The organism is Aureispira sp. CCB-QB1 (assembly GCF_000724545.1).
GTDB lineage: Bacteria > Bacteroidota > Bacteroidia > Chitinophagales > Saprospiraceae > Aureispira.
This window is the reverse complement of record NZ_JHBV01000014.1, coordinates 272488-297560: the sequence shown is the minus strand read 5'-3', so window position 1 is coordinate 297560 and position 25073 is coordinate 272488. Positions and strand designations below refer to the sequence as shown.

Here is a 25073-nt window from a genome sequence, read left to right as displayed (position 1 = left end):
AGACCAATTGTAACTATAGTTTGGTGTTCCTCCTTGTACAGTAATATCTACAGTACCGTCATTTCCATTACAAGCCACACCCGCTGTATTCACATTTACAGATAGAGCTGCTGGCTCTGTTATTTGGAAACTCGTCACGTAAGTACAGTTAGAGGCCGTTCCATTATCCGTAACTGTTACATTGTAAAAGCCACCAGAAATACCTGATAAATCCTCAGTTGTTGCCGCATTACTCCACTCGTATGCATAAGGACCTGTACCACCAGATACGGTCAAATCAATTGCACCATCTGCCGCACCTCCACAAGATACATTCGTTGTAACATCTGCTATTGCTGGAGCTGCTGATACCGTCACCTCTACCGTATCGGTATCCGTACAACCACTAGCATTGGTTACTGTTGCCGTATAGATACCTGTCGCTGTTGCTTCAATAAAAGCAGATTGCGAGCCATCTGACCACAACAAAGATGTTGCAGGAGAAATGGTAACTGTTGGTGTTAAAGTAGCTGCAGAACCTCCACAAATAGTTTGGTCTGCTCCCAGATCAATGTTAATTCCATTGTTATCAACATTAACTGTTGCGACCGCTCTAGGTGAAGTACATCCTTGAATTTCCGCGTAATACATGGTATTAGCAGAAAGGTTCGGAGTTGTGAAGGCATCTCCTATATGCACTAAATTACCGCCTGTTGGAGCATCATACCACATAATAGTAGATGGTACATAGCTTGCAACAGCAGATACCATTGCAGTATTGTTGGCACAAACCGAAGTATCGCCTGTCATAGACAAAGCCATTTGGTTACTAGGTGGTATATTAACAGTTGTTCTGAAAGTATCATTGCTAGGATTCAAATCTGTTCCTGCGCTAATAATAATCTCAAAGTTATACTGTCCTCCTGCTTCTGTATTAATCGTACCAACTGTTTTATCAATCGTTATTCCTGATACTAAAATAGGATGAGTTGTATTAAATGTTGCGGTAGCATCTCCTGTAACATTCACTGTAATTGGAGCACTCAAAATCAAAGTTGATCCTACGTTGGCAATTTGGATAATAACATCATCTACTGGTGAGCCACAACCATTGGGCGATTTTAAGCCTACTGCCATTGCATCATTAGCAATAATAATATGTTCGTCTGCACCAATATCTGGCTTAGAACCCAATGGACGCATATCTCCATTAATATCCGTTGTAATAGGTAAGGTTAGGTTAACATCTCCTGTATCTACAGCCAGAGGACCTCCCAAGTATAAACCATTGACAAAGTTAGGGTTTCCAGATACAGAGTTTAAGTCGTATCCAACTCCACTTGCTTGCCAGTCAGCCAATGTAGCATAGGTATTAGTACCAAAACGAACGGCTCTACCTCCTGTACCACTAATAAAGAACAAGTTATGATCCATTCCACTCATACTAACAGGGTCTAATGTATAGAAACATTCTCCTGTTGTAGCATTTAAGATATTGTTACGCAAATCAATGTTTAGATGATTGTCCAACCAACAAGCACGTGTTGCGCTAAATGTATTGTGATAGACATAGATCAAACTAGCTTCACGCATATAAAATGCTTCACCACCAGCACCACAAAGCACCATGTTATTGGCAACTAAACCATTTCTTACTTTATCCGAAAAGCCTCCAAAAATAGCAATACCATAATCTCTTGAAGTAATATCGTTTCCTGTGATAGAGAAATTTTGAATATCGTACAATTGCAAAGCATCAGCACCGCTAGCTCCCAAATCATACACTGTATTACCACTGATTACGATGCTGTCTTGCTCATCGACATAGATGCCATAATCATCAGCATCATGCATATTATTATTCATAATCTTGTTCCCCATATTTTCAGAGTTGGAAACACCTCCCTCTAAAATAATATTGGCAACACCTCCACTAATATCATTGTTGATGATAGTTGTATGGTTTGTATTGTTTCCTTCCGAAGCTGTACCAACACTAGCTGCATAACTATTAGATGCCAAAACACCAACTACATTTGAAGGAGTCCCAATAGGCACGACAATTTGGTTATTATCAATAATATTATGATTAGCTTGGTTTGTCAACAAGACACCATAAGCAGGCGTTGTTGTTCCTGTATTTTCTATTCTAAAATTCTTAATAGTGAAATAGTCTACTCCATCCAACGTCACAGTTGCAGCTGTATTAGGACCAGAAGCATCATGTGTTATCGTAGCGTCTGCTGCATTTAATCCATCAAATGTCACCGTGTTTGTAAGACTTGCACCTGGGATTTCATTGATTACCCAAGGACCAACATACGTTCCTGCCACAAATTCCATTGTAACAGGACCACTTATACCACAACTCATCAACGCATCTAAGGCTTCACCTACTGTTGGGTAGTCTGCCGAAGCATGTCCAACAGAATAGGTTCCTGATAAACCAGGGCATACATTTACATGTAATGTATCATTGCTAAAACGTTCATCAATTACACCGTTAGGCATAGATGTCCAGAAGCTCAAATTAGTTGTATTAGCAGGGAAATTTAAGTTGGCTAACGTCATGTTAGCACTTCCACCAACTGGGATTGGTGTCCCAGTATAAGGTACATTGGTCTGCGTATTACCATCAATTGTCCAACCTACCATAAACGAAGTTAGAGGTACAATTCCATAATTTCTAACAACAACCTCTACCGAAGCAAAACCTCCTGTAATTGGCAACGTAGGACTAGCCAATTCTGCTACTCCAGCGTCATTCGTTGGCGGCGTAAACTCATCAGCTCCAATATCAACAGAAGCAGCTCCAGTAGCTGGACGAACATCACCATCAATATCTACTGTAACAGCAGTTGTTGCAATTCCTCTGTCGTTCAAAAATGCGCCATCCACATGCAAATCTGTTGCACTGTAAAATGTTGGTAAGCCTTCTAGAGAGTTTTGGTCATAACCGTTGGCGCCATTTGTTTGCCAATCAGTCAAGTCAGCATAGGTAGAACCAAAATCTATCAAGTTTGGATTCGCAGGGTTCGTATAGAACACATTGTAATCCATATCTGAAAAGGTATTCGATGAGAACGTTTCAAAAGCGTAATTCGTCGTACTAGTACTTACAAAAATATTGTTTTTAACATCTACTGTATTATCAAAGTTAGACCATACACAGGCAGAAGCTCCTGAAACTATTGTATTATGATAGAAATCTGTTTCCCTTGTAAAAAACAAGTAAATCCCTCTGTCATTAGCTGACTTAACCATATTATTGGCAATCAATGCTTGACGTGTTGGAGTGATTTGAGAATTAGAACGATTGAAGTAAATCCCATAATCTTCTAAATGAACATTATTACCGACCACATCAAAATTCATCAAATAGTATGTATAAATTCCATAATGGAATGTACTTGGAAAATCATGAATATTATTATTGGCAATCAATAGAGAGTCTTGGTAATAAGTATAAATTCCATAGTTGTCTGCATCTGAAATATCATTGTTTCTAATAATATTTCCACTATTATATAGAGAAGTTGTAGACGACCCATAAAGAGAAATCCCTCTATCTGCTCCTGTAATAACATTTCCTTCAATCAGTGTGTAATTAGCATTGTTCCCACTAGAAGTTACTGATGTAGAAGAAGCTGTTGCAACAATTCCTGATGTATTAAAGGCATTCGTAACTGCCATTTGAATACGATTGTTCAAGATTTCATTGTGGTTGGCAGTATTGGTCAACAATACCCCCCACCCTTGTGTCGTAGATGTATTGGCCAATAGAAAGTTTTGAATGGTGATGTAATCGGCACCATCTAAAGCTACTGCTGCTCCGCTATTAACAGTGATACTAGCCGCTTGCCCAGAACCATCCCAAGTCACTCGGTTCGTTGCACTAATTCCAGGAATAGGACGATCTATTGTCAAAGCTGTTGTATACGCTCCTGCTTGTACTTGCATGGTGACAGGACCACCAACACCACAACCATACAATGCTGTTAATGCATCTTGAAAAGTTGGGAAATCAGAAGTAGCCGTACCAACAGTATAAGTACCTGCCAAACCTGTACAGAAAAAGGTCTCTAGAGTATCGTTATTATTATCTGGATCAGGCATTCCATTAGGATTGCTAGTCCAAAACTTCAGATTTGTTAAACCTGAAGCAAAAGCGGTGCTTGCTGATAAATTAACAGTGGTACTAGTAGACTGTGCTAATGCAGGTCCTGTAAAGTTCACAGGAGTTTGTGCGGTTCCATTCAAAGTCCATTCAATTGTTACATTGTTTAAAGCATTGTTACCAAAGTTATTTAATGTAACATCAACAGGGTAAGATCCCGCTACAGCCCCCAAAACAGGTGACAACATTGCTGTAATACCAGCATTATTAGGCAATGGCAAAGAACCAGTTATACTAACGTCATCAAATGTAAATCCATCTGAAGCAGTTGGGCTTGTTGCTTCAAAATTATCTTCTTGACCAAAACGAATTTGGAAAGTAGAAGTAATTGTTTGTCCTGCTGTTTGCATCAAGTCATCAATATCCAACACAACTTGTGCATACTGTCCTACTGAAGGACGATTGGCATAAAGATCATAAACTTGTACCCATGCATTAGAAGAACTACCTCTCATCCAAACACGATCGTTAGGACTGCTTTCCTCGCCATGGTTGGCATAATTAAAGGTCAATTCCAAATCATTGGAGCCTCCATAATTAGATAAATCTAAATTAGCAATCAAATAATTAATCGCTACGGTTCCACTCACGGCAGCATCAAGGGTCAATGCTCGATTTCCACCATTATAAAACCCTGCGCCTGCATTTGTGCGAGCACGACCATTGGCTCCCAACTGTACTTCCCAGCTATATCCAGGTCCCGACAAACCAGGTACGGGATTTTGATTGGTGGTATAACTACCAGCTGTTGCTCCTTCAAAATCCTCTGTCCAAGGTAGGGATAATTGCCCTGTAGCATGCTGAGATGATAAGAAACATACGACCAAAACGGATAATTGTATGCTCCTTATTTTGTCAATAATATAAGTCATAAACTTAGGTTTTTGTACTACAAAAAAAGAAATAAATTTTGTTTTTAACGATTAGTAAAAATAGCCGTTTTTTGTGACTATAACAAATTTATAACACTTTTAAGCCCTCTGTGACAAAGTTTTTTTTGGGCTTTTTGTTCTTTTTAGACCCTTTTTGAGACCTTTTTTTTCTTTTTTTTTTATTTGCTTTTTTGAAGTTTTTATTCTCTTCAAAAATCAGTTTTTTCCAATTCAAAATGCTCTATTTAAGCATTACAACGCAACCCCAAAATATTATGACCTATATTTCATACTATTATTATTTTTATATAGGGCTCTTATTATCTAACAGTTAAAAGCAAACCACCTATTCCTCCATTCCAATCACAATGACACCACTGGGGACTTACTTCTTGTTACCTTTTCAAGGGGCATATTCTTTTCCCCTGCTTTTCAGCAAAAACAAAATTCTAATAAAAGAATCTAAAAACCAGTTTCTGGGTCGTACTATCCTATTTTCTTGTCACTTTATCTATTATTTTAAATAAAAAACACCTAAAACAATATCCTATTTATTTTTATGCCTTATTTTAGGTAATTCATTGCCCATTTTAGAACTCAATTCTTAATTAATTAGAATCTTATAAGATTTTGAACTCTAAAAAGAGTACATTTATCCTCGATTAGAAAACAATAATTATGTTTCGTACAATACTTTATTATTTAGCTATTATTCTATTTAGCTTATCGCTAAACGCCTGTAAAGAGATGTCAAAAGAAAAAGAAAATACTACTATCACAGCCCAAACAGACCTCATGCCTCCTATTGCAGACAAAAAAGACTCTGCTATTGTTACGCATGGTCATACTAGAATTGATCCTTATTTTTGGATGCGTTTGACAGATGATCAAAAAAATGCCAAGACTCCAGATGCTCAAACTCAAAAAGTTTTGGATTATTTGAATGCTGAGAATGCTTATTTAAAAACCAAGATGAAGCACACAGAGCCATTGCAAGAGAAGCTCTATACAGAAATGGTCGATCGCATCAAAAAAGACGATGCTTCTGTACCTTATTTTAAAAATGGCTATTGGTATTATACCAAGTTTGAAGAAGGCAAAGAATATGCAATTCACTGCCGTAAAAAAGGAAGTTTAGATGCCAAAGAAGAGATCATGTTAAATGTCAATGAATTGGCAGAAGGACACAATTATTATGCTGCAACGAGTCTAAATGTAAGTCCTGATAATAAAATTTTAGCATTCTGTGAAGATGTTGTTAGCCGACGAATTTATACCGTTCGTTTCAAAAACCTAGAAACAGGTGAGTTTTTGCCAGACCGCATCAATGGAACAGATGGCAGTGGTGCTTGGGCAAACGATAACAAAACCTACTTTTATACGCTCAAAAATGAAATATCGCTCTTATCTGAAAAAATTCTCAGGCACAAATTAGGAACAGATGTAGCCGATGACTTTATTGTGTATTTTGAACGAGACCCTTCTTTTTATATCGGTGTCGGTCGATCTAAATCTGGTAAATACATTATCATTTATAATAGTAGTACCATTTCTAGTGATTACCACATCTTAAATGCAGATACCCCTGAAGGTGTCTTTGAGCAATTTGCCAAAAGAGAACCCAATCACGAATATAGCATTGACCACTACAATGATAAATTCTATATTGTAACCAACTGGAATGCTACGAATTTCCGCTTGATGGAAACCCCTGAAAACGCAACTGCAAAAAAGAATTGGAAAGAAATCATCCCACATCGCAAAGATGTTTTGTTAGAAGACATCGAAGTTTTTAAAGACTATTTGGTCATTAGTGAGCGAGGCAATGCGGCTACTTCTATTCAAATTATTAATCAAAAAACTAAAAAAGAGCATCGTATTGATTTTGGTGAAGAGGCTTATGTAGCGTATGTTGGTAATAATCCAGAATTTGATACCGACAAACTTCGCTTTGGCTATTCGTCTTTAACGACGCCTAGTTCTGTTTATGATTACAATATGAAAGAACACACTAAAGAACTAAAAAAACAAACGGAAGTAGTCGGAGGACATGACCCTAATCAATATGTCACCAAGCGATTGTTTGCAACGGTTAGAGATGGAAAAAAAGTCCCAATTTCTATCGTTTATAAAAAAGGCTTTGAACTAAACGGAAAAAATCCGCTGTTGCTCTATGCTTACGGCTCTTATGGTTCTTCGATGGATCCTTGGTTTAGCTCGACTCGATTAAGTTTATTAGACAGAGGCTTTGCTTGGGCTATTGCTCATATCCGTGGTGGTGAAGAAATGGGGCGTGAATGGTATGAAGACGGTAAAATGTTTAAGAAAATTAATACATTTAACGACTATATTGACTGTGCAAAATTCTTAATTGGAGAACAGTATACTTCTGAAGAACACTTATATGCAATGGGCGGAAGTGCTGGTGGTTTATTGATGGGAGCAGTGGTTAATATGGCGCCAGAGTTATTTAATGGTGTTATTGCTGCCGTGCCATTTGTTGATGTTGTTTCGACCATGCTAGATGAGACGATTCCATTGACGACTAATGAGTTTGATGAATGGGGAAATCCTAAGAACAAAGATTCTTATGATTATATGTTGTCGTATTCTCCTTATGATCAAGTAAAAGAGCAAGATTATCCCAATATGCTTATTACAACAGGTTTGTTTGACTCTCAAGTCCAATATTGGGAACCTGCCAAATGGATTGCTAAGCTTAGAGATAAAAAGACTGATAACAATTTGCTTATGATGCATACAAATATGGAAGCGGGGCACGGTGGTGCTTCTGGACGTTTTAAACGTTATGAAGAAATTGCCTTAGAATATGCCTTTTTGTTAGATTTGGAAGGCATTAAAGAATAATAGACTCAAACTCTATATAAGTAATACGATTTTTCAACGGAGTAATGTATAAGGTGGGTATTAAACATTCTTCTTAATATCTATTGCCTATTTTTAATAAAAAAGTTCTATGAAGTTGTTTAAAACTAGTTTTAAGCAACTTCTATTTTTTAGGGTATTTTGTAATAATACTTAGCTGTGCTGCGTCAACTCGTTCTACTCTTTTGTGCTACTAGCACAAGCCTACTCGGCAAGCTTAGTTTTTTAGTTTTTCACAAAAGTAACGATTAACAGAACGGAGTACATACGATGGTTCTTAAATTCAATTTATTATGCGTTTTTATCTAGTTGTTTATTTATTGCTATTTAGTGTTGCTTGTACCAATACCTCCTCTCCCTCTCCTACACTTGATGCTATTCCGTACCCAAAAGAACCTGCACTAATTCCTCAGCCTCAACATTTGGATATTACCTCCTCTCAATTCATTATTAACGCTGAAACGGTACTTTGGATAGATGATGTTTATCAAAAAGAGGGGGCATATCTACAAAAACTATTGCACCATTCTATGAATGTTGATTTAAAAGCAACCTCTTCAGCTGAGCATAATTTTATACGCCTCACTTCTCTTAAATCAAAAGAACCCTTGCCAAAAGAAGGTTACCATCTTCAAATTGATAGTAATCAAATTATTATTTATGGTAACGATGCCGCAGGGGTTTTCAGAGGGATTCAGACACTCCGTCAGTTATTACCTAGCACCTTCCACCAAAAAGAGCAACAAGAAGCTTGGGCAGTACCTAGTTTAGTTATTAACGATCATCCTACATTTCAATGGCGAGGGATGCTACTAGATTGCTGCCGACACTTTTTCAGTAAAGAGGTAATCAAAAAATACATTGACCTATTGGCATATTACAAAATGAATGTTTTGCATTGGCATCTAACAGAAGACCAAGGGTGGCGCATTGAAATTGATCGCTACCCCAAACTTACCCAAGTAGGCGCTTGGAGAAAAGGGGCGAATGGCGAACCTTATGGTGGTTTTTATACCAAAGAAGATATTCGAGAGATTGTTGCCTATGCACAAGAGCGTCACATTACCATTGTCCCTGAAATTGAACTTCCAGGGCATTCTCAAGCAGCTATTGCAGCCTATCCGCATCTTTCTTGTACAGGCGAACAACTCGAAGTTGGAACTAAATGGGGGGTATTCAAAGATGTCTACTGTGCTGGTAATGATAGTACCTTTCAATTCTTAGAAGCGGTCTTATCCGAAGTTATGGACTTATTTCCTGGAGAATACATCCACATTGGTGGCGATGAGTCTCCAAAGTATCGCTGGGAACACTGCTCAAAATGCCAAAAAAGAATCCAAGAGGAAAAATTAAAAGATGAACACGAACTGCAAAGTTATTTTATCCAACGCATCGCAACATTCTTAGAAAATAACGGCAAAAAGTTGATTGGTTGGGACGAAATTTTGGAAGGTGGTTTGGCAAAAAATGCAACGGTTCAGTCTTGGCGTGGCATGGGAGGCGCTTTGGAAGCAGCTCAACAAAATCACAATGCCATTAGCTCTCCAACTAGTCATGCTTATTTTGATTATAAGTTGGATGCCATTGACTTAGAAAAAGTCTACTCGTTCAATCCTATTCCTCAAGATTTGTCTACAGACAAACACCACTTTATTCTAGGAGGCGAATGCAATATGTGGACAGAGCATGTTCCTAATGCTCAAGTTTTGGATGAAAAAGTCTTTCCTAGATTACTCGCTATGGCTGAAGTTTTATGGTCGGCACCTACTCAACGCAACTATTCGGAATTTTATCAAAGAGTGCAAGCCCACTACCCTAGCTTGGAAGCACTAGGGGTACAATACGGTGCCGAAACAATGCCAATCAGTATGGAAGTATTTACATCCACAGAGAGCATCAATATAAAGCTAACGAAGGGAACACCTGATTTGGAGTTGTATTACACAGTCGATGGCTCTACCCCTACCCTTCATTCTACAATGTACGAAACGGCCATCCCAATCAAAACAACAACAGAATTACAGGTTCAAGCATTTAAAAATAATAAACCCTACGGAGTACCTATTCAAAGAACCTTTACCAAGCATTTGGGTAATGGGCTAGAGCCTTCTTTGAGTTATGAATATAGTTCTTACTACACAGGAGGAGGTGTGCAAGCTGTAAGCAATGGCGCTAGAGGAAGTTTAAATTTTAGAGATGGGAACTGGCAAGCCGTTCAAAAAGTTCCAATGGAAATCACTATTGATTTGCAAGCACCACAACCAATTTCTAAGTTATCAACTGCTTTTTTCCAAAAACAAGACTCTTGGATATTTTTACCTACCAAAATTGACTTTTTTATGTCTAATGATGGGCAGAACTTTACTCGCTTGGGAACCGTTTCCAACGATGTTTCGCCTAAAAAAGATGGTTCATTCATACAAACATTTGAATTAGAAGCTAAAAATACTACTGCACGTTATGTCCGTCTAAAAGCTCATAACATTACTTATTGTCCAAACTGGCATGCCGCCGCAGGTAGCGAAGCTTGGTTATTTATTGATGAATTTGTAATAGAATAATAATGGTCATTGAAATTTGTTTAGATAGTCCTCAAGCGGCTTTATTAGCACAACAATATGGCGCTCAACGAGTCGAACTTTGTGCCAACTTATTGGAAGGGGGCACTACGCCTAGCTGGGGCTGTATCAAAACAACCCGAAAAGCAATTGATATTGATTTGTTTGTACTCATTCGCCCTAGAGGGGGTGATTTTTATTATAACGCTTATGAAATAGAACAAATGCGGCACAACATAGAAGTCTGCCATGCATTAGGAGTGGATGGTGTTGTGATTGGTGCCTTGGATACAACAGGAGCAATTGACTTAAAAACAACAGAAATGTTGGTAGAACTAGCTCGTCCTATGCAAGTAACGTTTCATCGTGCGTTTGATCGTTGCAAAGCTCCTCTTAAAGCTTTAGAGCAATTAATAGACTTAGGCGTTGACCGAATCTTAACATCTGGGCAAGCCAATAAAATCGACCAAGGACTCCTTCTTATTGAGCAGCTGATTCAACAAGCTAATAAAAGAATCCAAATTCTTCCTGGTTCTGGCGTTGGTCCCCATAATATCGCACAACTAAAAGCAATTGGGGCAACAGAATTTCATTTTACGGCACAGCAATTTGCCAAACAGACGACAAGCTTTCAACACCCTAATTTCCCTAATACTGAGTATCAAAAAAAATTATTTGATGTTCAAAAATTAAAAGCCTGTGGGGAGATTATTCATCAAACTATTGGCAACTAATCACCTTTTCAGGACAGCTACCAATCATTTCACTTTCTGACCTTAACAATTATGTCTCAGCTTTTTAAATTAATTTTACTAGTTCATAGCCTGCTATTCTTCTACGCTTGCACAACGCCTTTAAACATACCAACTATTGAAAAAATAGATTTAACTGGAGATTGGCAATTCAAGCAAGTTGGTAAAACGGGTTGGACAAAAGCTGTAATTCCTAGTGTTGTGCAACTAGATTTATTAAACGCAGGCTTAATAGAGGATCCTTTTTATGGTACGAATGAAACAGAAATTGGCTGGATTGAGTGGGAAGATTGGGAATATCAAAAAGATTTTGAAGTATCTGAAACATTGCTCCAACAAGATGTTATTGAGTTGGTTTTTGAAGGACTGGATACTTATGCTGAAGTTTGGATCAATGGACAAACTGTGTTAAAATCAGATAATATGTTCCGTACTTGGCGCGTCAATTGTCAAAAACATCTCAAAGTCGGAAAAAATCAATTAAAAGTTGTTTTTAAATCTCCACTCAAAGAAAAGGAAGCAGCCTTTCGTAACTTAGGTTATACCCTTCCTGCTGACAACGATGCGGGCAGTCCCAAAGTAAGTCCTTTCGTTCGCAAAGCGCCCTACCATTTTGGATGGGATTGGGGTCCTAGGGTGGTATCGATGGGAATTTGGCGACCTGTTTATCTAGAAGCATATAGTTTTGTCAAGCTTCAAGATGTTTATTATGAACAAACGTCCATTAATACTCAAAGAGCAGCCCTTACCGCCCACATTCAATTGGATTACCCGAACTTGGAGGAAGAAAACCTGACTATTGTCATCAAAAATGATGCACAAATTCTAGCAACGGAATCCATTCGCCCCAATCAACGAACGTTTCAACATCAAATTGACTTTTCTATTCCTCAGCCCCAATTGTGGTGGTGCAATGGTTTGGGAGACGCCCATTTGTATGAATTTACAATAGACGTTTCGAAAGACAAACAGTTGTTGTGCTCTCAAACAAAAAAAATTGGCTTGCGAAAAATTGAACTCGTACAATCGCCCGATTCTATTGGAACAAGCTATTATTTTAAACTGAATGGACGTCCTGTTTTCATGAAAGGAGCCAATTATATTCCGCAAGACAACCTACTGCCTAGAGTAACCCAAGAAGCGTATCAACAAACCATTCAAAACGCTGTTGATGCCAATATGAACATGCTCCGTGTTTGGGGAGGTGGAATTTATGAATCTGATTACTTCTACGAGCAATGCGATGCTGCGGGGCTTTTAGTTTGGCAAGACTTTATGTTTGCTTGTGGTATGTATCCTAGCGATTCTAATTTTGTTTATAATGTTCAAAAAGAAGTAGAACAAAATGTGCAACGATTGCGCAACCATGCTTGTATTGCGCTTTGGTGTGGTAATAATGAAATTGAAGTAGCTTGGAACAACTGGGGATGGCAAAAACAATTTGGTTACTCTCCTCTAGATTCGACAACCATTATCCAAGGTTATCAAACGATTTTTGAACAAATAATTCCCAATACCCTACAAAAAATGCAGGTTCAACAGCCTTATGTTCCTACTTCGCCTCTAAGCAATTGGGGAACTCCTGACAATTTCAAACACCACAGTATGCACTACTGGGGAGTTTGGCATGGTCGAGAACCTTTTGAAAACTATACAACCAATGTTGGACGATTTATGAGCGAATATGGCTTTCAATCCTTTCCAAATATGCAAACGGTACAACAATTTTCGGATTCTAGCCAATGGCATTTAGAAAGTGTTGTTATGAAACATCATCAAAAAAGCTATATTGGCAATGGAATGATTAAAAAGCATTTAGAAACGTATTACCCTACCCCCTCTTCTTTTTCAGAGTTTGTCTATTTGAGTCAATTAACACAAGCTTATGGGATGCAATTAGCCATTCAAAGTCATCGCCAAAGTAAGGGGCATTGCATGGGAACATTGTATTGGCAATTAAACGATTGTTGGCCAGGTCCCTCTTGGTCTAGTATTGATTATCTGGGGAACTGGAAAGCCTTACACTATCAAGTAAGACAGCTTTACCAAGATATTCTGATTCGAGTTCAACCAACAGACAATCATCAAGTTCAAATTGATCTTGTATCTGACAAAATGCAGGATACTAGAGGGCATTTATTAATCGAAGTTGTTCGTTTTGATGGCACCATTTTAAATACGATAAAAGAGGAAAACTTATCGCTGCGTTCGAATCAACAAGGTTTGCATTTCACCTACCCTTATTCGACCTTAGTTGGTGCTGCCCGACCCAACAACAGCTTTATTCGAGTCCGCTTTTCTACTGCTTCAGAAAATTACGAGCAGTTGTATTATTTTCTTCCTCCCAAAAGATTAGCTCTAAGCAAACCAGACCTCCAAACAAAATTAACTCCTATCAAAGGGGGCTTTGAATTAAGTATCACAAGCAATACCTTGATAAAAAATCTTTTTGTGCAAGGCAATAAGCATGGTAATTGGAGCAACAACTTTTTTGATTTGCTTCCCAACCAGCCCCAAACTATCGTCTTAAAAACAACTGAAAAAATAACTTTAGAAAATTTGTATTTTTTATCCATCAATACTTTAATTTAAGTATTTGTTCGGAAAAAAATCGAGCAATAATATTCTTATAAACACAACAAGTACACAATTATTTAGTAGTTCGTGGACTTTTTAGCTTTTTTGTAAAAAACTAAAAAAGCATCTTTGCATCAGCCTGATTATCAATTCTTTAAGAAACCAAGCAACAAAAGCATACTCTATTGATAATCAAACTGATGCGATTTTCCCACGAACTATTGAATTATTAATACTTAAAAATATTTCAATAATTTATGACCTATGTTTATTTAGCCCTAGCTATTGTATGTGAAGTAGTCGGCACCTCTTGTCTTAAAGCGAGTAATGAATTCAAAGAATGGCTCCCCACTTTGGGGGTTATTTTAGGCTATATAGGTTCCATGTATTTCATGACCTTATCACTTCGAAAGTTAACCTTAGGAACTGTCTATGCCACTTGGTCTGGATTGGGCATTGTTCTTGTTGCACTCTTCGGTTTTATTTTTTATAAAGAAAAATTGGATACTGCTGCAATTATAGGGATGAGTTTAATTATCGCAGGGGTATTAATTATGAATTTGGTTTCTAAAACTAATGTGCATTAGACTTCTCGTGCAAATAAAATAGGCAACATAACCATAACAAATTATGCCACCTCAACTAAACCTACTTTTTAACCAATTGCTGCACTCCAATTCTATATTCGTCTTCAATACGAATAAAATAAACTCCTTGAGGTAAATTGGAAATATCAATAACCGAGCTAGCATTGTTCAAGGTTCTAGATTGTACTTGATGCCCTTGCAAATCAAGAATAGTCACCACACTGTTCGAAGCAAAATCTTTGCTCTGGATGGTAATTTCATCTTGACTAGGGTTAGGATATACATCAAATACCAAGTCTGCTTTTAGAGTTTTGGCATTATTAGTTGACAAGTTCGTTTCTTTGGCTGCTTTTACAACAGGCTGAATTCCTATCCCAGTATAATGTTCCACTTGTACATAATACAAGTCACTCTGCAAATCAGAAATATCAATGATTCCTTGTGTTTCTTTACAAAGTGTTTGTGTTTTTATAGGGTTTAGGTTGTTGTCTAATAATTTTACCACGCTATTTTCTAGGCAAGTAGCCCAGACAACTTCTAATTGTTGGTTTAAATTATTCAATTCTACTTTAAAATCTAAATTAGGTTTATTGCTAATTTGTGCTTTTGAGATAGAAGTAGTACCAACTAAAAATAATGAAATTAGAATCAAGTGAAACATTGCTTTCATAGTGTTTCTTTTTTAGGTTAAACAAATAGGAATTCGTTAATTATATTGTTTGGTGTAGTAACAACCCTTTACTCAACATAAAGTCGTATAACCATTATTAACAACAAGGTTAAATGCTCTACCTTAAGAGGCAAATGGTAGATGGGATTCTTTTATAATATTATATTAAACTAGACATTAATTAGTTACTGTACGAATAAAGTCGATAAATAGGTACATAATTTAGATTAAAATATTCTCTAAGGCTGAATAATTAACTGTTGGTAAGCATATTTTTCGCCATTGCACTCTAATACAAGCCAATAAGACCCCATCGCTAAGTTTTCCGATGACATCATCCAAACACCTTGTTGTGCATTCAACTCTTTCTGTAAGACAAGTTGACCTAGATTATTATAAACTGACAAACTACCTGTATAATCACGCATAGCTGGCAACTTATAGTGAATGGCTGTTTGTATACTAAATGGATTGGGTTGACAACGAAGATAGGCGTCGTCTTCCAACGATTTTATACCTGTTGGCACATAAAAACAAGCGGAGCTGTCTTGATAGGTTGCCAATGGATTATAATTTAAAGCCAAGGTATCCATACAACCATAAACCAAACACCGTTCTAATAATTGGTATACATCCAGCTTGCCATACCCCCAATGAATATTGGGCAAAGCCAATACCTCTACCAATACAAAAGAATCTACCTTTGCGCTACTTTCTAATGCTTGTAGAACATCGGCATAATTCGCATAAGGTTTGCATTGAAAATACAGCGCTACAGCTCCTGCAACCATCGGAGCAGCCATTGATGTTCCTCTATTAAAAATATGCCAACCGTCTGCATCCAAACGGTTATTATTAATCGTTTTATAATAATTTAAAGCCCCTAATGTTGACGCAGACATCACCTGCCCCCCTGGCGCTGTTATATTTGGTTTTTGCAGCCCAGTACGTGTGGGTCCTAAACTCGAAAATCCAGAGATTCCAAATTGAGGGTAACCAGGAGTGCCGACCTGCAATGTATCGCCAAACCAAGAAACAGCACTTGTTCTATTTTGATACGAACTTACGGTGATCACTTTTTCTGAACAGGTCCAATAACCAACAATACTTTGTATATTGTCAGGACTAGTATAGTCAGACACGGGAACATCACTAATCATATCCGATGACTCCAATAGCGTCTCGTGACTCCACACATCATATTTTCCTGTCCCTGTAGTCGTCAATTGCCAACGCCCCAAATTAGAAGAAGAATGTAAATTGACACGCACCTCATAAGCATCTTCATATTGGTCGATTAAAATTTCTAAGGTGACAGGATTGCCATTTGCATCTAAAAATAAGACTTGAGAAAGTGTCGCAACAGAACCTGTAAATGAAAAATCCTCCAATACATTATAAGTACTTGTTTGTGCAATTGTTTGTTGATTTTGTGGATTGATTAATTGAAAAGAAAAATCTATTTCTGAAAATGTAGCAGTATCAGCATATAAATCAAAATGTACTTTTCGTCGAGCATTGTGGTATTTGAATTGCGTCTTGGAGCTACTATTATTTAAAGCTACTCCTAGGTGAATTGGAAATGCTCTAGCATTGCCCCCCGCTTGTATCAAGGCACGACCATTTTTTTCTTCCAGCATATTATCAATCAACTGACTGTACAAATCCTTCCCATCGTGGCCACTAGAATAACTCCCAACACTTGAATTAATAGCACAAGCCTGCCCCAAACTGTCTGCCTTGCCAAATAAATAATGTATGCCATCCACAAAACTACTCAAGAAGGTGGCATCTCTAGCAACACTAACACAGGCTAAATTCGCCTTGGGTGCAATCCCCAAATATTTTCCAGAAGCACGCGCATTGCCAGCAGCCGTTCCCATCACATGAGAACCATGTTGGTCGGGTTGATGCGTACACTGATGGTTGTCAATATCTGTTTTTTTCCAAGACGCTCCATAGCCATAATACGCTTCATGATAAGTGGTATTATTAGAAATTTGATCCCACAAATATAGAATTCTAGTTGTAGAATCTGGATAACAAAAATCAGGATGTTGCCACTCAAACCCATCGTCAATCACTCCCAACAAAACTCCTTCTCCTTGAAACCCATGTGGTAGCAAACCACCTCCAGCATGCGCATCCCAAACGTTATTATTCGTCAACATAATCGTATCTTCCGAATAAGCTAAATGCCTCCCCTTGGCAACCCTATATTCAATTCGCTGTATATCAGAATGTCCCAATAACTTTTCAACGGTTGCCAAGGAAATATAAACAGAGGCAATATTTTTTACCCCATATTTATACGTTCCACCATCAGTCGTTACAATTTGCTGGATCGTATTCAAATTTCCCTTTACCAAAAGGGACAAAAGTTGTTTTGAATAGTCAACTAAAGCCGTGTTTTTTAGTTTTAAGTATAAATCTGTACTTAGTTTAGAAGGTTGCTGTGCCCTTACTTGGAGCGCCCAAAAAGAGAGTAAAAGTATCCAATATTTCATATAGATTTGTATTACATTTCGTTCAGAAGTTGTTATTTATAAAATTTGAACTGGTTCTCAGCTAACTTTTTGGGGTAATTAAATTCTAAGGTCAATTTATTTATATGTTGTTACAGTACAGATTTTTTGGGAAGATTGGGTACTATAATCTGGAATATTTAAATAAAACCACGACTCTTATTTTACAAGTTTTGGGTATGTCAGTAGATAGCAATTGAGAAGCTTACACGATACTCCTTGTTACTTGCTCACAGCAACTTAATTTAAGAATAAATAATTTAGAACCTTTTTATATTGACATTTAAATTCCAATTAAGTTGGGCATTTTTAACATTTTTTATAACTTTTGGGCTGATTTAGCCACTTGTTTACAAAAGTGTGTTAAACACCAATCAATCATCAATCAATATTAAGGTAACAATTTATGGAGCGATTTACTCTATTGCTTTGTTACTAATAAACTTACAAAAATAAATTAGAATATGCAACAGGCCATATTTGCAGTTATTTTACTGATAACTTTTGGGCTTGCCTTTAGGAAATACAAATTTGTGTATGACAACATCATGTTGGGGCAAAAAGATAAAATTGAAGGCGATCGTTCGCAGCGCATCAAAAACGTTTTAATGATTGCTTTAGGTCAAAAAAAGATGTTTAAACGTCCTTTGGCTGCCGTTATGCATTTGTTCATTTATGTTGCTTTCCTATTTACCCAAGTTGAGTTGATTGAAATTTTTGTGGATGGTCTTACAGGATCACACCGATTTTTCAGCCACTACTTAGGCATTATTTATACCATTTTGATTAGCTTCATTGAAATTCTATCTTTAGGAGCGTTGGTTGCTACGTTTGTATTTTTGGCTCGTAGAAATTTATTAAAACTACCCCGTTTTGTCAAACCAGAAATGGAAGGTTGGCCCAAATTGGACGGTAATTTAATTTTGTACGGCGAATTTTTATTGGTTTTGTTCATTTTTATAATGAACAGTGCCGATATGCAAGCTCATCCTGATTTAAATTTCTTAATAAGTGGTCAATTGGCACCACTCTGGGGGGACACCATTTCTCCACAGAGCCTACACATAGCAGAGCGTGTTGGTTGGTGGGGACATATTTTGGTTGTATTTGCTTTCTTGAACTACCTACCCTATTCCAAGCACTTGCACATTATGTTGGCTTTTCCCAACACCTATTATGCTCGTTTGACCCCAAAGGGAGAAATGAAAAACATGCCAGACATTCAAGCAGAGGTTGCTTCTATGTTTGATCCCAATGCTGCTTTTGACGAGCCAGATCCAGATGCACCAATGCCAAAATTTGGTGTAGCGGATGTTTTTGATTTGCAATGGACAGATATTTTAGCGGCATATACTTGTACAGAATGTGGTCGATGTACCTCTGTTTGTCCTGCTAATTTAACTGGCAAAAAACTATCGCCACGAAAAATCATGATGGACGTACGAGATCGTGCCGAAGAGATTGGGAAAAACATTGCGGCGAACAAAACTGAGTTGATAGCTGATGATAAAAAAGAGTCTACAAGTGTTCTGACAGCTGAAAATTATGACGATAAGAAAAATCTATTTGATTATATTTCAACAGAAGAACTACGAGCTTGTACGACTTGTAATGCTTGCATGGAAGCTTGTCCAATTATGATTAGTCCAGTGGACATTATTATGGATATGCGTAGAAACCAAATCCTAGAGCAATCGGATTCTCCTGAAGAATGGAACAATATGTTCAATGCCATTGAAAACAATGGTGCTCCTTGGGCTTTTTCTCCCGATGATAGAGATAAATGGATTGAAGAGGCAAATGCCTCCTAAAATCCCTCAAAATAATACTGTCAAGCTACTTGAAAAATATCAAGTAGCTTTTTTTATGCTGCTATTTTTTAACCTTACCATTGTCAAATAAGCATAAAAACAACAGGGCACAAAATGAAAAACAGCAAACAAACATAGTTCTTTTTAGTGCGAAAAAGATTGAACAATTCTTTAAACCCTTACTTAGGAATAAAAAATCACTTGTTATAGTCATTTTTTTTTTGTAAGTTTAGCGCTTGAAATTATATTATTTTTTCTCAAGAAGAATCCTATTATCAAATAAATTATGACTTTAGAGGAATACAAAGACGTATTGCAGCTTTATAAATTATCCAGTAGCTGGATTGAAGATTATCTTCGCAATAATCTGGAAAAACACAGCAGTAAATTAAGAAAGCAGTACAAAGAAATGCAGCAACTGCAAACAAAAACTGGACAACTTATTGAAAAGCAAGCTAGTGACGTGGGCGAAGATTTGGACGCTGGCGATTTGCAAGAAAAAATCATTGCGTTAGCCAAAGGCTCTGTTGCTTTTGCGTCTTGTTTTGGAGATATACAAACTTCTTTTGATAGCAAAGCCCCTGTTTCTAAAGAAACAACTCTTCTAGCAATTCAACTAAAAAAGTTAGTTTCGACTTGGTATGGCAAATTTTCTGATTCTTCTCAAGATAATAGTACCAATATCTTGATGGCTCATATTTATGATCAAGCAAAAAAGCTTATTGCTGCTCCCAAAACATTAAACGACGATGGTTATTCTATTGTTTTTTATGGTTCCAAAAGTTCTCGCTGTAGAAATATGCGCAAAAATATTGAGCGGGCACAAGAAGAATTCGAAGGCTTGTTGGACATAGAATTGCATTTGGTCAAAGATGAAGCTAAAATTACGCATCAACTCGGAATTGAAAATTTCCCAACGATTCTATTCAAAAGAGGCAAAAAAGTAGTTTCTAAACATGAAGGGTACTTGAGTATTTCTTCTGTGCAACAAAAAATAGGTATTCTGTTAACAGGTGCTAATTTTTCTGATAGTAGCACCGTAAAATCTATCTCTGAACTCAAATCTGTCAACCAAAAAGAACTTTATAATTTAGGCGAACATCTCCTATTTTATTTTGTCAAACCATCTTGTGGTATTTGTAAACAAACGACTTCTGTTGTTGATAAACTTTCCAATGCTTATCACAAAATCAAATTTGAAAAAATAGAAGTGGACCACACCCACATCTTGCACAAAAATTTCGGTGTAAATGAAGTGCCTGCTTTAGTTTTTGTACACGATGGCAAAGTAATCGGTAAACATACTGGTTATATCAATCCATCTAACTTAAAACGCATCATGGAGCAATTTGCCATTTCTAACAAAAAGAACATTGGCAATAGTACTTCTGGCAACGTAACCATCATAGATGAAGACTTAGACAATGCTAAAAAGGGCAGAAGAATCAAAGACAAACATTCTTCTAATAAAGAAAAAATAGTTTAATCCTCTCTAAAAGCAAAAAAGTGCTGTTGAAATTAATATTCAACAGCACTTTTTTTATCTTTTTGCCAATAGCCTAAGCTTCTGCAATTTCTTTTAATAGAACATTTAGTTCCTTAATTTCTTCTCTATTGTATTTGTTGGTTGGGTTGGTCAACAAGCCCAAATAATACTCAAAACTAGAATTTTCCTCGTCCAATTCAATTTCTTCTTCTTCCCAATAAGGTAAGTTGTCTAAGCTACCATGATTCCCAATGTGCTCGTAAGCCAAACGAATTGATTTAACAATTGTAGGTTGCTCCAATTCCTTAAACAACTCTCTCATAGCCTTCATTTGCTCAATCATTTCTGGGGTTACTTCCTTATTTGTTTTATAAGCTGTAACTAATCCTTTAATAATTTCCTTAATAGAATTAAGTACATTTTTATCAACCGTCTTTTTCATATTTAATTAGTCTCTTTCTACAATTATAAAGATCAAAATTTCGCTTTTAAATCAATTGTTATCATATCTAACTTAAAACTAAAGCAATCGTTGACTATTGCAGCGTAAAAGTTAGTTACAAGATGGAACTATCAATGAATTGTCCTTAGAATGAAAGTGATGACTCATTGCTTTATTCCCGCTTCCTTGTACATTACTTCGTGAAAAAACAGGCAATTTCATGCAACAATCGATGATGCGTCACTTGAGTTTACCAAACAAATGTACGCTATTTTTTTGTAATCCTAAATTGAATGCGTTCATTTTTTTGGCGACCTTCTATTGTTTTATTCAAGGCAATAGGACGAGATTGACCATAGCCTCTGTACGTCAGTCGTTCTTTTCTGATTCCAGAGGACAATAAATAATTATAAACGACCTCTGCCCGTTTTTTGGATAAAATTTGATTTTTTTGAGGATCTCCTTTATCATCTGTATGACCAGATATTTCTACATGGTAATTAGGATTTAAGCGCAACGTACCAACCAAATCATCTAAAGCCCCTTGCGAACCTGACAACATTGTAATTTTTCCTCTTTCAAAATCTAGATTTTGCATGATAACTACTTGCCCTAAATAATACTGTTTTTGCTGTACTTTTACATCCAAAACAATGCGTTCTTCTCCCCTTGTTCGAATCAAGTCGAAAGAACCACAATCGCAACTAAAGTTGGTACTTGAATTGGTAACACAAACATCATCAATGTAGTAGTAAGCAAAGTCAACATGAGGATTTTTGAACGTATCGTTTTCTATGGCACCTGTAACTTTTGTTTTTTTATCATCATCAAAATTACCCAATACCAAATAACGCTCTCCTCCTTGTGCCTTATATTGACAAGTTATCTCTACCCAAGCGCGTTCATCTAATGGCGAGCGATCTTCTTGCAACATATAAGTCATATTTTTAGTAACAATTGGTAACTCATCTTTTTGATTGATTCTAATTTTAGAAGCCGTCATACCCAAAGCACCTACCGCCCTGTTAGAAGATTGCGCCAAAAATACATGTGCTTTTACGCAGTACGTATTTCCTGCCAACAAAGGTTGCTTGAGTTCTAGTTGTACATATTCTCTAAAGTTGCGTTTTAGATATCGGCTAGCATAAGCATAAATTCCAGTATATGCATAACCTGATCGAGCCATACAACGCCCCATTTTGTTATAAGGCACATCTACATTTTTCCCTGCTGCCCTTTTGTGAAAATAGTCTGGACTTGCTTCAGTTGGCGAAGACCAATAATCCACCATTCCCCATTCTCCCAAATCTGTCGGCACCTTTCGATACTGTTCAAAGCTTGGGTTTTTAACCATATTTTGTAACACCTGAGCATAAGTTGTCGTACCAATCAATAAAAGTGAAATTGGCACTAAAGTAACCAGTAGGGATTGTATTTTATTCATAGTTTTAAGACTTGCTATGACGGTACTTATTGGGGTTCGGGAGTACCATTTTTTAATAATTTTTTGCAATAATTTACTCCTTAAAATTTAAGCTACATTTATTTCCTAAACATTCATATAGAAGTTATTTATTCTTCTAACACATCCTTTGCCTATCTAAGATTTAAGGTGTAGTTTTGCGCTACGATTCGTTTATTCTGATTGAAGCAGCATCAAAAATAAACATTTTAGACAAGTCAACAAAAGATATGACAATAAGAGTCTGCTTATTGAACTTTATCTCAAAATTCCTTTGCCCTAAAGTTCTATCATTTCTTATTTTTTAATGAACATAAGAAGTATTAAGTAACCTTTTCGAACCTTATATTTCAATCAATAAAAGTTAATAGTAATCACAAAATGAAAATTTTAAAAAAAGTTCTAAAATGGACATTTGTTGCCCTTGCCTTATTTCTAACCTATGTTATCATTTGCCTTCTGCATGGTACCGCAACAGATTATCAACCTCAAGAAGTCATTGAATTAAGTCTTCCTAAAGGCAATACTCCTGACACCATCCAAGCTGGGACATTACGCTTTTTGAACTGGAATGTAGGATATGGGGGCTTGGGAGCTAAATCTAATTTTTTCTATGATGATGGCAATCCTTTTTTCTTTTCTGGAGGCAAAATGGTTCGTTCTCCCAAAGCCTACGTAGAAGAAAACATACAGGCAATTGCCGATTTTGTTGGTCAACAACAAGCAGATTTTGTGCTTTTACAAGAAGTAGATTTAAATTCTAAACGCAGCTATTTTATCAATCAATACGAGACATACCTAAAAGAACTGCCCAACTATAGCAGCAGTTTTGCCCCCAATTATAAAGTGGAACGTGTTGTTATTCCTGTTGCTGAACCGTGGAATGTCATGGGAAAAATGGAAAGTGGTCTTGGAAGTTATTCTAAATACAAACCCAGTCAAAGTACCCGATATCAGTTCCCCGGTTCTTATGGTTGGCCAGATTATATTTTTCACTTAGACCGCTGTATGTCATTACAACGCTACCCAACTGCACACCCAGAAGGCAAAGAGTTGATTGTTATCAATACCCATAACTCTGCTTATGATGGTGGCAAATTGAAGGATGATGAAATGGCATACTTCAAGCAATTGGTTTTAGAAGAATACAACAAAGGCAACTACATTGTAGTTGGTGGCGACTGGAATCAAACACCTCCAGGCATTGCCTTTGATGCTGTCGGCAAATCAATAGGCATCGAAACCGATTCTAGTTATTATGCGGCTAATATTCCGAGCGATTTTATGCCTCAAGGCTGGCAATGGGTATACGATCCTGTTGTTCCGACCAATAGATGCGTAATTGATGTTTTAGAATATGGCAAGACAAGTGTCACTTTGGTCGATTTTTATTTGGTTTCGCCTAATGTAAACGTTAAGAAAATAGAAGGCAAAAACTTACAGTTTGAACATTCTGATCACAATCCTATTTTGCTAGAGGTGGAGCTCCTAGGGCTTCAACCAACTATAGATAGTATTTCGACAGATTCTCTTGCTCCAAATTCTTAAATTAGTTACATTCTGACTTCTCAACTAAGAACTAACACATGGAATCATCTAAAACTACCATATGATTTAAAATCCCCCTCTTTTAATCATTTTTTATTTTTTTAGAAGAAACCTGTAACATTGGTACAAGATTCGTATTAAGACCATAAGTAAGTAAAAATTTAAATAAAACTGTAAGTATGATTCGCACGTTCATTATGGTACTACTTAGTAGTATAGGGTTTGTTTCTTTTGCTCAAGAACCACCGCAAGAAGAAACGGCAAAAGTCATTATAAAAACACAAAAAAAACGAGGGGATGTTGTTAACGATAGTCTCTATCAAATTCGCATTCAGCAATCGGAACTAGACGGCATGTACATTCCTAGAGATCTGTACGATGTTTTTAACGAGCTAGACAAATTGATGGATGACGATGCTAAACAGACTTTCATGGCATATTCTGATGCAGAGGTAGATCGAAAAACACATGGCTCTTTAGGGGTTTGGTTGGAACACAAATGGTCACTCAGCGAAGGCTCTCGACTATCCGAGTATTTTAGAAAAATGCGAGTTCCTCATTATGACTATATGATTGGAATTATTATCACCTCCTATCATCGTCATTTGCACGGTCGAGATTTAAAAATTAAGGAACAAGTTACTTTTTTTAGAAAACTTTGGGCAAAAAAACAACAGGCTAAAGCAGAAGAATTGATTCAGCGCGGCACTGTTAAAGAATAAAACAAACAACACAATCACC

14 protein-coding genes are annotated in these 25073 nt (G+C 36.9%); 9 read left to right on the top strand and 5 right to left on the bottom strand.

What is annotated here, in order from left to right; translation table 11 throughout:
- A partial coding sequence (locus CG11_RS06260; RefSeq protein ID WP_052594214.1) for a right-handed parallel beta-helix repeat-containing protein occupies positions 1–5028 on the bottom strand: 5028 nt, incomplete at its 3' end.
- Positions 5029–5775: 747 nt separating this feature from the next.
- Between CG11_RS06260 and CG11_RS06255 the strand changes: the two genes are divergently transcribed.
- From CG11_RS06255 to CG11_RS06235, 5 genes are all read left to right on the top strand, one after another.
- Positions 5776–7896 (top strand): S9 family peptidase, encoded by a 2121-nt coding sequence (locus CG11_RS06255; protein ID WP_156039674.1) that lies wholly within the window; start codon positions 5776–5778, stop codon positions 7894–7896.
- A gap of 311 nt (positions 7897–8207) precedes the next feature.
- Complete coding sequence (locus CG11_RS06250) at positions 8208–10475, top strand: glycoside hydrolase family 20 protein (protein WP_052594211.1); 2268 nt, start codon at positions 8208–8210, stop codon at positions 10473–10475.
- A 2-nt stretch (positions 10476–10477) separates the two neighbouring features.
- Positions 10478–11206 (top strand): copper homeostasis protein CutC, encoded by a 729-nt coding sequence (locus CG11_RS06245; protein ID WP_052594209.1) that lies wholly within the window; start codon positions 10478–10480, stop codon positions 11204–11206.
- Positions 11207–11257: 51 nt separating this feature from the next.
- On the top strand, positions 11258–13816 hold the full coding sequence (locus CG11_RS06240) for a glycoside hydrolase family 2 protein (RefSeq protein ID WP_081909478.1): 2559 nt from the start codon (positions 11258–11260) through the stop codon (positions 13814–13816).
- Positions 13817–14058: 242 nt separating this feature from the next.
- The gene (locus CG11_RS06235) at positions 14059–14388 is read left to right on the top strand and encodes a multidrug efflux SMR transporter (RefSeq protein ID WP_052594207.1); all 330 of its coding nucleotides are present in this window, start codon (positions 14059–14061) and stop codon (positions 14386–14388) included.
- A gap of 61 nt (positions 14389–14449) precedes the next feature.
- Here CG11_RS06235 and CG11_RS06230 read toward each other — a convergent pair whose 3' ends face one another.
- Positions 14450–15058, bottom strand: coding sequence for a T9SS type A sorting domain-containing protein (locus tag CG11_RS06230; RefSeq protein ID WP_052594205.1), 609 nt, complete (start codon positions 15056–15058; stop codon positions 14450–14452).
- Between the two features lie 239 nt (positions 15059–15297).
- Positions 15298–17565, bottom strand: a complete 2268-nt coding sequence (locus CG11_RS06225) for a S8 family serine peptidase (RefSeq protein ID WP_052594203.1) — start codon at positions 17563–17565, stop codon at positions 15298–15300.
- Positions 17566–18047: 482 nt separating this feature from the next.
- Here CG11_RS06225 and CG11_RS06220 point away from each other — a divergent pair, with 482 nt between their 5' ends.
- Both CG11_RS06220 and CG11_RS06215 read left to right on the top strand, forming a co-directional pair.
- Positions 18048–19394, top strand: coding sequence for a (Fe-S)-binding protein (locus CG11_RS06220; protein WP_052594201.1), 1347 nt, complete (start codon positions 18048–18050; stop codon positions 19392–19394).
- A 286-nt stretch (positions 19395–19680) separates the two neighbouring features.
- Positions 19681–20880, top strand: coding sequence for a thioredoxin family protein (locus CG11_RS06215; RefSeq protein WP_052594199.1), 1200 nt, complete (start codon positions 19681–19683; stop codon positions 20878–20880).
- Positions 20881–20953: 73 nt separating this feature from the next.
- Here CG11_RS06215 and CG11_RS06210 read toward each other — a convergent pair whose 3' ends face one another.
- Both CG11_RS06210 and CG11_RS06205 read right to left on the bottom strand, forming a co-directional pair.
- Positions 20954–21322, bottom strand: a complete 369-nt coding sequence (locus CG11_RS06210) for a hypothetical protein (protein WP_052594197.1) — start codon at positions 21320–21322, stop codon at positions 20954–20956.
- Positions 21323–21590: 268 nt separating this feature from the next.
- On the bottom strand, positions 21591–22766 hold the full coding sequence (locus CG11_RS06205) for an OmpA family protein (protein ID WP_052594195.1): 1176 nt from the start codon (positions 22764–22766) through the stop codon (positions 21591–21593).
- A gap of 399 nt (positions 22767–23165) precedes the next feature.
- Here CG11_RS06205 and CG11_RS06200 point away from each other — a divergent pair, with 399 nt between their 5' ends.
- Both CG11_RS06200 and CG11_RS06195 read left to right on the top strand, forming a co-directional pair.
- On the top strand, positions 23166–24332 hold the full coding sequence (locus CG11_RS06200; RefSeq protein ID WP_052594194.1) for an endonuclease/exonuclease/phosphatase family protein: 1167 nt from the start codon (positions 23166–23168) through the stop codon (positions 24330–24332).
- Positions 24333–24511: 179 nt separating this feature from the next.
- Positions 24512–25054, top strand: a complete 543-nt coding sequence (locus tag CG11_RS06195) for a DUF6794 domain-containing protein (protein ID WP_052594192.1) — start codon at positions 24512–24514, stop codon at positions 25052–25054.
- Positions 25055–25073 lie beyond the last annotated feature (19 nt).

Coding starts and splice junctions, on each gene's coding strand:
- CG11_RS06195 (WP_052594192.1), top strand. CDS start 24,512: ATGATTCGCACGTTCATTATGGTACTACTTAGTAGTATAGGGTTTGTT.
- CG11_RS06205 (WP_052594195.1), bottom strand. CDS start 22,766: ATGAATAAAATACAATCCCTACTGGTTACTTTAGTGCCAATTTCACTT.
- CG11_RS06210 (WP_052594197.1), bottom strand. CDS start 21,322: ATGAAAAAGACGGTTGATAAAAATGTACTTAATTCTATTAAGGAAATT.
- CG11_RS06230 (WP_052594205.1), bottom strand. CDS start 15,058: ATGAAAGCAATGTTTCACTTGATTCTAATTTCATTATTTTTAGTTGGT.
- CG11_RS06240 (WP_081909478.1), top strand. CDS start 11,258: ATGTCTCAGCTTTTTAAATTAATTTTACTAGTTCATAGCCTGCTATTC.
- CG11_RS06255 (WP_156039674.1), top strand. CDS start 5,776: ATGTCAAAAGAAAAAGAAAATACTACTATCACAGCCCAAACAGACCTC.
- CG11_RS06235 (WP_052594207.1), top strand. CDS start 14,059: ATGACCTATGTTTATTTAGCCCTAGCTATTGTATGTGAAGTAGTCGGC.
- CG11_RS06215 (WP_052594199.1), top strand. CDS start 19,681: ATGACTTTAGAGGAATACAAAGACGTATTGCAGCTTTATAAATTATCC.
- CG11_RS06250 (WP_052594211.1), top strand. CDS start 8,208: ATGCGTTTTTATCTAGTTGTTTATTTATTGCTATTTAGTGTTGCTTGT.
- CG11_RS06200 (WP_052594194.1), top strand. CDS start 23,166: ATGAAAATTTTAAAAAAAGTTCTAAAATGGACATTTGTTGCCCTTGCC.
- CG11_RS06245 (WP_052594209.1), top strand. CDS start 10,478: ATGGTCATTGAAATTTGTTTAGATAGTCCTCAAGCGGCTTTATTAGCA.
- CG11_RS06220 (WP_052594201.1), top strand. CDS start 18,048: ATGCAACAGGCCATATTTGCAGTTATTTTACTGATAACTTTTGGGCTT.
- CG11_RS06225 (WP_052594203.1), bottom strand. CDS start 17,565: ATGAAATATTGGATACTTTTACTCTCTTTTTGGGCGCTCCAAGTAAGG.